The sequence below is a fragment of the Flavobacteriales bacterium genome, assembly GCA_020635395.1.
GTDB lineage: Bacteria > Bacteroidota > Bacteroidia > NS11-12g > UBA9320 > UBA987.
Genome location: JACJZV010000003.1, coordinates 56,710 through 68,983 on the forward strand (window position 1 = coordinate 56,710; position 12,274 = coordinate 68,983).

At 38.2% G+C, this 12,274-nt stretch carries 11 protein-coding genes; 5 read left to right on the top strand and 6 right to left on the bottom strand.

Annotated elements, in window-relative coordinates:
* The first annotated feature begins 353 nt into the window (after positions 1-353).
* Entirely contained in the window at positions 354-869 is a 516-nt protein-coding gene (locus H6607_09585) for a hypothetical protein (GenBank protein MCB9262612.1), read from the top strand.
* Positions 870-873: 4 nt separating this feature from the next.
* On the opposite strand, the gene H6607_09590 is transcribed toward H6607_09585, so the two are convergent.
* Entirely contained in the window at positions 874-1,866 is a 993-nt protein-coding gene (locus H6607_09590; protein ID MCB9262613.1) for a hypothetical protein, read from the bottom strand.
* Between the two features lie 442 nt (positions 1,867-2,308).
* On the opposite strand from H6607_09590, the gene H6607_09595 reads away from it, so the two are divergent.
* Positions 2,309-2,710 carry a hypothetical protein gene (locus tag H6607_09595; GenBank protein MCB9262614.1) on the top strand — a complete coding sequence of 134 codons (402 nt, stop codon included), beginning with the start codon at positions 2,309-2,311 and terminating at the stop codon, positions 2,708-2,710.
* 407 nt (positions 2,711-3,117) lie between these two features.
* Positions 3,118-3,705, top strand: coding sequence for a hypothetical protein (locus tag H6607_09600; protein ID MCB9262615.1), 588 nt, complete (start codon positions 3,118-3,120; stop codon positions 3,703-3,705).
* A gap of 123 nt (positions 3,706-3,828) precedes the next feature.
* Here H6607_09600 and H6607_09605 read toward each other — a convergent pair whose 3' ends face one another.
* The 4 genes from H6607_09605 to H6607_09620 form a co-directional block, all read right to left on the bottom strand.
* Complete coding sequence (locus H6607_09605; protein ID MCB9262616.1) at positions 3,829-4,416, bottom strand: hypothetical protein; 588 nt, start codon at positions 4,414-4,416, stop codon at positions 3,829-3,831.
* A gap of 77 nt (positions 4,417-4,493) precedes the next feature.
* Positions 4,494-5,399: a ParB/RepB/Spo0J family partition protein gene (locus tag H6607_09610; GenBank protein ID MCB9262617.1), complete on the bottom strand. Its 906-nt coding sequence runs from the start codon at positions 5,397-5,399 to the stop codon at positions 4,494-4,496.
* The gene (locus H6607_09615) at positions 5,399-6,199 is read right to left on the bottom strand and encodes a ParA family protein (protein ID MCB9262618.1); all 801 of its coding nucleotides are present in this window, start codon (positions 6,197-6,199) and stop codon (positions 5,399-5,401) included. Before H6607_09615 ends, H6607_09610 begins: the two co-directional genes overlap by 1 nt.
* 18 nt (positions 6,200-6,217) lie before the next feature.
* On the bottom strand, positions 6,218-6,901 hold the full coding sequence (locus tag H6607_09620) for a metal-dependent hydrolase (GenBank protein MCB9262619.1): 684 nt from the start codon (positions 6,899-6,901) through the stop codon (positions 6,218-6,220).
* A 49-nt stretch (positions 6,902-6,950) separates the two neighbouring features.
* Between H6607_09620 and H6607_09625 the strand changes: the two genes are divergently transcribed.
* Positions 6,951-8,555, top strand: a complete 1,605-nt coding sequence (locus H6607_09625) for an ABC transporter substrate-binding protein (protein ID MCB9262620.1) — start codon at positions 6,951-6,953, stop codon at positions 8,553-8,555.
* Between the two features lie 4 nt (positions 8,556-8,559).
* Here H6607_09625 and H6607_09630 read toward each other — a convergent pair whose 3' ends face one another.
* Entirely contained in the window at positions 8,560-9,843 is a 1,284-nt protein-coding gene (locus H6607_09630) for a UDP-N-acetylmuramoyl-tripeptide--D-alanyl-D-alanine ligase (GenBank protein ID MCB9262621.1), read from the bottom strand.
* Between the two features lie 115 nt (positions 9,844-9,958).
* Between H6607_09630 and H6607_09635 the strand changes: the two genes are divergently transcribed.
* Positions 9,959-12,268, top strand: coding sequence for a T9SS type A sorting domain-containing protein (locus H6607_09635; protein MCB9262622.1), 2,310 nt, complete (start codon positions 9,959-9,961; stop codon positions 12,266-12,268).
* Positions 12,269-12,274: the final 6 nt, after the last annotated feature.

Here is a 12,274-nt window from a genome sequence, read left to right on the forward strand (position 1 = left end):
TTCGTCTTCTTCTTTTTTACTCTCAATCAATGTCTCCCGTCAGGGGACGTTGATGACAAATGTAAAAATAAATCTTTTTGAATAATTCATTTAATCCAACTATGCTGAGATAATACGTCTTTACTGATTCTTCAGAATGAAGCCTTAGTTTAAGCCACCTCCACGCCCCCTTAGCGGGAGAAGTGGAGAGAGCAAAAATCAGTACAACCGAACGACCTGCCCGCCTTAGTTGGTAAAGAATGTCTAATTTTGTTAGAAGAGTCCTCTTATGAGTGATTTTGAGGGGTAGAAAAGACAGGATAATGGATTTGAAACAACCTTAAGTGGAGGACTTGGTAATTAATATTGGAAATATGAAAAAGCTATATTTAATCTTTCTGTTGTTAGGCTCATTAAAGTTGATGAGTCAAGAATGCCCAGAATATTGTAACAAAAGGACTAAGTATAAATTTAAACTCTTAAAGAAAGAAGGTTTAAAAATAGATACGACTAAAGTTAGAGTTGATGGTGTTTATATTTTGGAATCGGAATTAAATGGACAAAGAAGGTATCGATTTTTAAGATTTTTTGCGAATGGTAGAGTGTATTTTAGCTGTGCCTATTGCAGCCCTCCTAGTAGTGATGACTTAAATAATCTTAATTACGGGAAGTATGGTTATTATGTAGTAAATGATAGCATGGTAAAAACCGAAACTTTTGAGCCATATCTGAGATACTACTTTGTTTTTTATAAAGTTCAAGGAGAGCAGATAATTACAAATGGGTCTTGTAAAAGAAGATGGCCAGAAATGAAGAATAAGGACTATACCCAATTTAGGAATGTATTTTCATTTAAAAAGTCGATACTTACTTCCTCAACCTTTTGGTAATTGCCTAGTAATAAGTATATCGGTAATGATAAAAAGTAGTTTCACCATCTTCAAAAACAACAAATTTTACTAGATTTCCATATTCATCGTAATCACATAGCTCCTTGTATTGTATTTCACCGTTTTCCAAAGTTTCTGTAACTGAAATTGGGTTGTAATTTTCGTCGAACTGCCTTACAGTTCTCTTTGAAATTGGCCTTGGGTATATCCTAAAATATTTTTCGGCCTGTTTACTATTTTGAAAATTGTGATACAAGTCTTCTCTATAGATTTCATAACCAAGGGAGTCATAAATTACCCTTTTTGTCCAAGTATAAAATTCTTGATAGCCCACAAAAACGGATTCGAATGAATCCTTAGTAGCAATTCTCATTTTTTTATAAACCAGTTGATTTATTTTCGAATAATATCCATCAATTCCTATCAACTGATCGATAGAATCGAACGTATAAACAAAAGAGTCGGGATACATCCCAGGTTTTAAATAGCAAACCACTTTATTACCCTTTGTGCCATCTATACTAGAATACTGAAATCTTCCGGCAGTATCAAAATAAAATGTACCCATTCCTTCCCATGTTAAGCCTCTCAACGAACTAGGTCGTTTTAAAAAGTAGGTTTGTTTTACTTTTTCCATCGAATCACGCCATTTATCTGAACTACCTATAATATACTCATTTGTTTGGGTGTAATCAGCCCTTATTTTTCTATTATCAATGGTTGAGATTTCTTCTGTTCGAAATCCTGTAGTATCAAACTCAAATATTAAAAATGGATCTTTAACCGAATCATTTGGATTGTTGGTTTTAAATAATTCCATGCTTTTTATTTTACTTTTTCTGATTCGTTCCCTATTTAAATAATCAGATAATTGCAAATGAGCTGGGGTAATTTCATATCTGAAATAATAAAACCCAATAAATCCACTTCCAGTAAACTGTGCACTAACCCTAAACGTTAATTTTAATAGCACAAGAAAAACTAAATATCTTTTCATATTCCTAATCCCAATTTAATCTAACACAACTTTGCACCGGAACAACTTTTCTAAAAAGTCCTCCTCAAAAATAGGACAATTCAAATGATTTTAATCCCAACAGATTTACCCCATAGGTTACACCGTTGACCCCAGCAGCTGCACAATATAAAAAACTGCGTTGTTAATCTTCTTTTGTTTGTTAGTTCAACTATGAAATTTTTTTAAATTTGTCATCAGAGTCCTCTGTCGAGTGACTCTGAGGGGAAGAAAAAAAACGGGAATCAGGACGATAGTCCAAAAAATTAACAGTAACTGGCTTAACAGAAGGTACTATATGCATTGTAATAGATACAAACTATGGCATTGGTGAAGCACATTCTTATCCTATGAGTCGGCATACAATTTTCTCTCCTGCAACCCCTCCTGCAAGGGACATTGTTGCGGATAAAAGCATTTGATTATGAATAAATTTTTATATCTTTTTTGTCTTACTGTACCATTGTTATGTTGTCTTTCAAGAAAGAATACCATAACAGATTACAATGTAGAAGAATTTGACAGTATTTCGGTTGTGATAAAGAATATTCCAAAAGACAATGTTGGATGTGGTATTTTTAGCATTGTTTTATGTCTTGATGCCGTCGCACTAGATAGTAATTATGCAATATCGCAGGGAGATTCCGTAATACTCTGTATTTCATGTCCTGATTGGTTAAATGATTTGCCGATTAGTTCAAAAAATCAGTACAAAGTGAAACTGCGTGATTATTATAGAGATTCCACCAGCATTGAAAGTTGTAGATGTATCAATAGCCGACATCCAAAATTTTGGATGTTGTCTATTGATAGCCTTTCGCCATAGAATTAAATATCGAGCAAAAAAGGCGTTGCAGCCACATTTACTCTCCATCAATGTCTCCCGTCAAGAGACGTTGATGACAAATTTAAAAATAAATCTTTTTGAATGATTCATTTAATCCAACTATGCTCATATTATCAGACTTTACTGATCCTCCAGAATGTTGCCTTAGTTTTAACCACCTCCACGTCCCCTATCGGGAGACGTAGAGGGAGAAAAAGCCTCAACACCAAACAAAAAACTGCGTTGTTAATCTTCTTTTGTTTGTTAGTACAACTAGGAAATTTTTTAAATTTGTCATCAGAGTCCTCTATCGAGTGACTCTGAGGGGTAACGTAAAGGTACGAGCAGCAGGTGTCCGCCTCGGAGGAAGCTCGCACCAACGTGGGATTATTTGATTTTTTTTCGACATGATAAAACAGATTTTATTTCTCATTTTTCTTTTGGGATCTTTTAATTATAGGTTGAATGCCCAAAATGATATTTACAAAGTAAAGTACGATTCAATTTTTGGCAGTGGCTTTGATACGAACTGTAATAATCTTGATAAGTATTACTATCAGGCATCTAAGAAAAGGTATTCCAAAAAGAAAATTCAGGAGGATACTGTTATTTTTAAAATGCTTAATACTTTGTCAGAACGTTTTCAAAACGGCGATTCTCTACATCAAATTGTCGGTAGCACATATTGTGGGTATAAATTTGAATTGCGGAGGAATGGACACTATGAACTGGGGCTAAGCGGAGGATATTTGACATACGAAGTTTTCTTGGACACCAATTGGTTATCAATTCAAATTCATTATATAAATTCGGGAACGAATGATAAACGTTTTGAAGTTCTATGCATGTATCGAGATGGGGTAAGAGACTATATGAATCCATATTATTTTTTAGTTTATATGTTCCCAGTAGCTCCCAATATTTCCAAATATAAAAAACATGAATTTCGTGCGGAATTATATTTATTAGATATGCACCGAAAGAATGGTAAATAGTGGGTAGCAGGCAATTAACATTGATCCCAATTTACGTCTCCTGCCAAGAAGCATTGTTGACAAAAATACCCAACGCCTTCGAAGCTGATAACCTTCTCCCACATGTGTTTTATCCTTCTGCTACTACCGAAACCTCAACCGAACGCCTACTGTTGTATAGGATTGATTTTGAAATGTTTGAAAACCAATTGCGGGTTTAAAGGCTAAATCCTCATTAATATCAAACTCCCGAAGATGGGCATCTACATGTGCATCAATGATTTGAAGGGCATACAAAACGCCCAGCCCCAAAATAAGTCTATCTCGGTTTTCACGGTAGTAGTTTCTATCGCTTTTCAGTTTTCCATCCGAAATACCCGGAAAATACAGGGCATCGTTGGTGCTGTCGTTGTCAATTCTTGATAAGTAGGCTTGCTGATAGATTTTGTATCGGTCGATGTTCCATTTCAAACCATATCCCATGCCACCAATGGCCGCATAAAGCAACCCTGCTTTCCAATATTTTTCGTTGTAAATTTGACCAAGACCCGGTATAACCGCCGACATAATTGCCGCCTTTTTAGGGCTGTGTACCTCGTTTGAATCTTTTAGTGGTAAAACATTTGACGTGAAACCATAGCTGCTTTGCTGCACTGACTTAAAGTAGAGCTGTGCCTTTGATTGAAAAGACAACAACATCATTAAGCATCCTAAAACTATGACAGGTTTCACAAGGCAAATCAACGGCTTTTTTTTAAATTGACCGTGAGCATTTTGTCAAAATAATCTTTCGGTTACCAATTCAGAAACTATATATGTCGTAGTTTTTCGAGTATGTCTGTAAGATGGTGTTTGTCGTCGAAATGAATGAGGAGCTTTCCGCTTTCGCCGTCGGTTGCTTTAAATTCTATTCGGGCATCCAATTTTTCTACCAATAAATCTCGGTATGGCTTAAACTCCTTAAAAGTAGCTTTTTGAGCTTTTGTACCAATATTTTTTGATACCACTTCTACCCCATCCAAACTTCCGGTGCTTTGATATTGTTTCACCATATCTTCCACCTTTCTTACCGATAAATCTTCGGCAGCTATTTTTTTGGCAATAAACAGTTGAACATCTTCATCTTCAATGGTAATTAATGCCCGAGCATGCCCCATGGATATTTCATTGTGTTGCAATGCCCGTTGAATGCCTTCCGGCAATTTCAGCAACCGCAAATAATTATTTACCGTACTTCTTTTTTTGCCTACCCTCTCCCCCAACTCTTCTTGTTTTAGCCCACATTCATCCAATAAACGTTTGTAGCTAAGCGAAATTTCGATGGCATTTAAATCTTCCCGTTGAATGTTTTCAATGAGAGCCATTTCGAGCATTTCTTGATCGTTTGCCAATCGAACGTAAGCCGGAATTTTGTCCAAACCAGCAATGATGCTCGCCCGGGTTCGTCGCTCACCACTGATAAGCTCAAACTTATCATAGCCTACTTTTCTAACGGTAATGGGTTGTATAACGCCGTGAACCAAAATTGACTCGGCCAGCTCCGTCAACGATTCGTCTTCAAACTCTAAACGAGGTTGAAATGGGTTGGCAACAATGTTGGTCAGCGGAATCATGGCCACCGAACTCGGCGACAACTCATTTATTCCTTCAGCTGCGTTTTCATCATCGGTTAATAACGCCCCTAACCCTTTTCCCAGTGCATTTCTTTTTGCCATTAGCTCATTACTTTTTCAGCGGTTGCCATTTTTGTAAGGCCGTTTTTCTGCAATATTTCACGAGCCAAATCCAAATAATTCACACTCCCTTTAGCGGCTGAATCATGCTCCAACACTGGCAATCCAAAACTTGGGGCTTCACTCAATTTAGTATTTCGCTGTATGATGGTATCAAAAGCCAGCTCCTGAAAATGAAGTTTTACCTCGTCCACCACTTGGTTAGACAGACGCAAACGGCTGTCGTACATAGTTAGCAAAAGACCCTCAATTTCGAGATTTGGGTTGATGCTTCGTTGCACAATTTTGATGGTATTAAGCAATTTGCCCAAACCCTCTAAGGCAAAATATTCGCATTGTACTGGAATAATAATCGAATTGGCCGCAGCAAGTGCGTTGGTAGTTATCAACCCCAACGATGGCGAACAATCAATAATGATAAAATCGTATTGATTTTCGATTTTGCTCAAAATACGTTTCATCAATTTTTCACGGTTTGGTTGGTCAATCATTTCTATCTCTGCTCCCACCAAATCAATATTTGAAGGCAACAGCGTCAGATTTTTGTTGATGGTTTCCAACACAATATCTTCTGGAGAAATATCCTGCACCAAGGCCTCATACAATCCTATTTTGATGTTTTTAGGGTCAAAACCCATACCGGATGTGCTGTTGGCTTGCGGGTCGGCATCTACCAAAAGAACTTTGTACTCCAAAATGGCAAGACTGTAAGCCAAATTAATGGCTGTGGTGGTTTTGCCCACTCCCCCTTTTTGATTAGCTATGCAAATCGTTTTTGTCATTTTTTATTCTTGTTAATATCAATAATCGAGTGTTTGCCCTATTTGCATTAAAGTAAGTTTCACACCTTTTTTGTCAAATGTTTCTATGGCTCGGTTTTTATCAATTTTTATGGGTTCAAATGTGTCGTAGTGCATGCCCACCACCTGAGCAGTGTTGCAAAATTCTGCGGCTTTGGCAGCATCTTCTACCCCCATGGTAAACGTGTCGCCAATGGGTAAAATGACCATATCCACCGCATATTCATCCGCTATTAGTTTCATGTCGTAGGTTAACGCCGTATCCCCTGCGAAATAAATGGTTTTTTGACCGTTTGAAAGAACAAATCCCAGTGGGTTTCCGCCATTTGAACCATCCGGCAAAACGCTGCTATGTATGGCCACTACTGCTTTTACTTTTGTATTTTCCAACTGACATGACCCACCAATATTTATGGGTCTCACATTTAGGTAGCCTTGTTTTTCGAGCCACAAATAGATTTCGAAGTTGCAAATCACTTCTGCTTTGGTTTGGTTAGCCAAAGCCACCAAATCAGCCACATGGTCGCCATGACCATGCGAAACCAAAATATAATCTGCCTGAAGAGACGCTATGTCAATATGCTTTGCCAACGGATTTCCGCTAATAAACGGGTCGGTAAGAAACACCTTTCCGCCCATTTCTATCAGAAAACACGAATGACCCAAATACGTTACTTTTGCCACGTTTTACTTATATTTCAGCCTCAAAACTAAGAGTTAATAGATTGGATAAATGAACAGGATAGTGGTAATTATTCACATGACTTGGCTGTTAATAAGCTGCAATCCATCAAATAAACGTCTTCCGAAAACCGTTTTTCGTTATAATTCTGAAAATGGAATCACTTCTTTGGATCCTGCATTTGCTTCATCACAAGACAACATTTGGGCTGTAAATCAATTGTTTAACGGCCTTATTCAACTTGACAAAGAGTTGAAAACACAGCCCGCAATTGCCCAATCTTGGGTTATCGACAGCAGCGGAAAGATATACACATTTTTGCTGCGTAACGATGTTTATTTTCATGAGAACAAATGTTTCAAAACTGCAAAACGAAAGGTAACCGCCAACGACTTTGTGTATAGTTTTAACCGGATAATCGACCCTAAAACCGCTTCGCCCGGTGCATGGATTTTTAACGACAAAGTGGTAAAAAATGGATTTAAAGCCCTTAACGACAGCACATTTCAAATAGAACTTACCCAACCTTTTTCTCCCTTTATTGGCATTTTATCTATGCCATATTGTGCTGTTGTGCCACACGAAGCGGTGGAATATTATCAAAAATCGTTCGCTCAAAATCCGGTGGGTACGGGCCCGTTTCAATTGGCCTTTTGGGAACAGGATGTAAACCTGATTTTGCACAAAAATGAACATTATTTTGAAACCGAAAACGGGCAAAAATTGCCTTATTTAGATGCCATAAACATTTCTTTTATTGCCAACAAGCAAATGGCGTTGCTGCACTTTTTGCAAGGAAATTTAGACATGTTTAATGGCCTAAGCAGCAGCGTAAAAGACGTGGTTTTAGACAAAAACGGCCAACTAAAACCCGACATCAAAGAAAAATGTGTGTTGGAGAAAAAACCATTTTTGAACACCGAATATCTGGCCATAAATATTGGCGAAAATGCATTAGAACCATTGAATAATAGCTACTTTCGGAAGGCCATAAACTTTGCCATCGACCGTGAAAAAATGCTAAAAAACCTCCGAAACAGCATCGGCATTCCGGCATACGGTGGCTTTATTCCTGCCGGATTGAGCGGTCACACCGAAAAACAATCGTATCACTACCACTTTGACCTAAAAAAAGCCCAAGAAAATTTGGCAAAAAGCGGCTACCTGAGTAGCCCGAAAACCATAACTGTGGCTACTACCAAAGATTATTTAGACCTCTGCATATACATACAAAAACAACTTAAAGATATTGGAATCAATTGCACCATCGATGTGCTGCCATCGTCAGAATTAAAAGAAAAAAAACGCAATGCAGAGTTATCCTTTTTCCGTGCCAGCTGGATTTTGGACTATCCCGATGCTGAAAACTACCTATCGTGCTTTTACAGCAAAAATTTCTGTCCGTCGGGCCCCAATTACACCCACTTTAAAAATGAATTGTTCGACAAAACCTATGAAAAATCATTGGCCGAAGTAAATGAGCCAAAACGGATTAAACTATATGAAGAAATGGACAAAATGATTTTGGAAGAATCACCTGTAATTATTTTGTTTTACGACCAAAGTATGCGACTACTGAGTCATTCTATTTCAAATCTTGAAAACAATCCGCTGAATATTCCGGATTTAAAGCGAGCAAAAAAGAAGGCAAATTAAGGTGTTAAAAAACCTCAAGCACCTGCTCCATCTTCATGCCACGGCTGCCTTTTATCAAAAACCACGTGTTTTCGATGTGTTGATTTTTTAGATACGCGGATAATTCGGAAGTCGTTTTAAATGCCTGATTTGCATTGTTGATTACCTTATTAAACGTTTCTCCAGCAAAAAAACATTGGCAATGAGGCACACTCAGAGCTTTTTGAGCAATGGCCTGATGTTCCTCAAAAGCCGTCTCGCCCAATTCAAACATATCGCCCAATAAAATGATTTTTTTGTCTGATTTCAGAGCCGCAAAAGAGTCGATGGCTGCTTCCATGCTGCTGGGGTTGGCATTATAGGCATCCAACAAAAAATGATTGCTGCCAATATGTTTAATCTCCGAGCGATTGTTGGAGGGAACGTAGCTTTCAATACCGGCTTTTAGTTGTTGATTGGTTAAGCCAAAATGATGGCCAACGGCCACAGCCGCCGCAATGTTTTGGGCATTATGATTTCCGTTTAAAACAGAATAAAATTCGGTATCGGCAAACATCAATTCTAAACTGGGAGAAAAACTTTTTACCACCAAATAAACGCCAATTGACCTATCAAAAACCGAATAACCCACTTTTTTTGATAACCGATGGCTCATCCGATTCAAATAAAAATCATCGTGATTGACAAAAGCCAATCCGTTGTTTTTTAGCAGAAATTGATATAGTTCGCTTTCCTCTTTGGCCACACCTTCAAGGTCGCCAAAACCTTCTAAATGTTCTTTGCCAATGTTGGTTATCAAACCATAATTTGGCTGAAGAAGACTGCACAAAAAGGCAATTTCACCAAAATTGTTCGTGCCTATTTCTATCAGGGCCATCTCGGTTTCGGGTTTCATCGAGAGCAAAGTCATTGGCACTCCAATGTGGTTGTTCAAATTTCCTTTGGTGGCATGCACCTTAAATTTGGTTTGCAACACACTAATTAACAATTCTTTCGTTGTGGTTTTTCCGTTGCTCCCGGCAATGGCTACTATCGGAATATTAAATTGTTTTCGGTGATGAGTGGCCAACTGCTGCATAAACGACAACACATCCGGCACTTGCACAATCCGCTCATCGTTCTGGCCGGTTTCTTCGTCCACCACCACATAAGATGCCCCCAATTGCAGAGCTTTTTCGGCAAACAAATTGCCATTAAAATTGGCTCCCTTCAGGGCAAAAAATACATCACCCTGGTTGATATTTCTTGTGTCGGTGGTAAACCGCTGCTGCTGTTGCAGAAAAAGTTTGTAGAACGATAAAAGTTGCATTGGAGCAAAGAAAAACCAAAATTCTGTTTGAATTCTACTTATTGGAGAATCAAATTTTCAACCATGCAACATTTATACGTACATTTGAATCTATTAGAAAAATGATTGAATCATAATGAATAGAGCCATTACTTTTTTCGCGGTTTTTTTGGCGGCCATTTTATGCCAAGCTCAGAGCGTTTCGTTTAAGGTTGCAACAAATGTAGATGTGAGGGACAGCCTCGGAAATAGCCTACCTTTTTCGGCCATTGGAGGGTTAAACCAGCCTCAGTTTTACAATCTTGATATCGACAATGATGGAAAATTAGACCTATTTGTATTTGATAGAAATGGTTCTAAAGTTGTATCGTTGATTAATGACGGTAGCGGGAACTTTACCTACAAACCCGAATACGACCAGATTTATCCGGTAAATTTTGAACATTGGGTTGTTTTTAAAGATTATAATGCCGACAACAAACCCGATTTGTGGTTTTACAACACCGAAGAAAGTGGGGTTTCGCTTTACACCAACATAACTAAAGCCGGAGATAAATACGCCAAATTTCAAAAATACAGTGATAAACTAAACGTATTTATCAACTTCGCACTAGATTCGTTTGCCATAGACAGCACAAGTTTGTTTTGCAGCACCACCAATATTCCGGCCATTGAAGATGTGGATGGCGATGGCGACATTGACTTTTTGACCTTGCAAGCCAATGGTTTTGGTGTAACTTGTTTTTTGAATAATTGTGTTGAAAATGGGCAACCAATAACAAAACCAAGCTTTGAAAGAGTAGATTTTTGTTGGGGCGATTTTCAGGAATCTGCTGAGGATAACCGCATATTTTTTGGCCGTCCACAGTACTGTTTTAAATATTACCAATACAAGAAAAAACATGCAGGAGGTTCTAGTTTGCTGCTGTTAGATAACGATGAAGATGGCGACATGGACTTGCTGATGGGCAACGTTGCACTACGACATCTCAATTTGTTAAAAAACGGTAAATCGGAGTTTGGCCTCAAATTGGATTCCATGATTTCCAACGACACCATGTATCCGGCAAGTCGTCCGGTAGCGGTCAATAATTTTCCGGCTGCATATTATCAGGATGTGAATGGAGATGGCATTAAAGACCTTATTGTGGCAGTAAATACGTTCGACAAAAACAGTTACATTTTTAGAGAAACCGGAAACATTTTGTATTACGAAAATCAGGGAAAAAACAATAAACCCAATTTTATTTTTAAAGACAGCACTTTCATCACTTCCAAAATGGCCGACCACGGTGGTTATGCCGCCCCTGTTTTGTTCGATTATGATGGCGATGGCGATTTGGACTTGATTTTGGGTACTAATGGCGACAACTACATTACCCAAGAATTTACTGATTATCTTAACCTGTATGAAAATATTGGTACTAAAACAAACCCGATATTTCAGTTTGCTAAATTGGACTATTTGGGTTTGAGAAAAGACTCTATCCGCAACATTTATTACACTTTTGGAGATATAGATAAAGATGGAAAATCGGAGTTGCTTGTCGGCAGTTCTTATGGCAACTTGAAGCTGTATGAAATAAACGGGACAGGCAAAAATGCTACTGCCACACTCATAGAAGATAACGCCTTTGGCATTCAGGTATCAGAAGCAAGTGCACCGGTGTTGGCAGATGTAAATTTGGATGGAAACATTGATTTGTTGGTGGGTTCATACAACGGAAACACTCAATATTATGAAAATACCAGCAGCACCTCCACCCCAAATTTTGAGTTGAAACAAGATACGTTTGGTAATGTTTTGCCCGGTTATATGCGAATAAACTATGTTTTTGACCCAAAAGACCCTGAAAACCCCAAATTAGACACCTTTTTTCAACCTACTTATGGCGTTTTCCCAACCATGGCCGACCTTGACGGAAACGGAGATCCAGAGTTTATTTTTGGCGATTCGAAAGGAAGAATTTATGTAAACAGAAATGTAAATAAAACGTCGTTTAGCAACTTCACTCCCCTTGAATCAATAAATTACATGGATGCTTTTGGCCAACAATGCTACAATTATCGTTTTGGAGCCAACGTAAAACCTGCCTTTGGCGATTTGAACGGCGATGGCAAAATGGATATGATTGTCGGCAGCGACCGAGGAGGGTTTCAAGTGGCTTATGCTGAGGGCAACTGCAATTTGGGCCTCGGTTTTGGTTTGGTAAAAAAATACCTCAATCTATATCCAAATCCTACCACGGGCTTGGTGCATTTTGACGGCATAAGCGAAACAAATGCTCACTTAAACGTTTTCACGCTCAACGGTCAACTTATCTACCAAAACGACATTAATCCTATGCTGGATGTAGATTTGAGTGTGCTGAGCAATGGCATTTACATAGTGCAAGTAGCAACCAAAAACGAAAGTTTGATGGCAAAACTTGTTAAAATTGACTAAAACCAT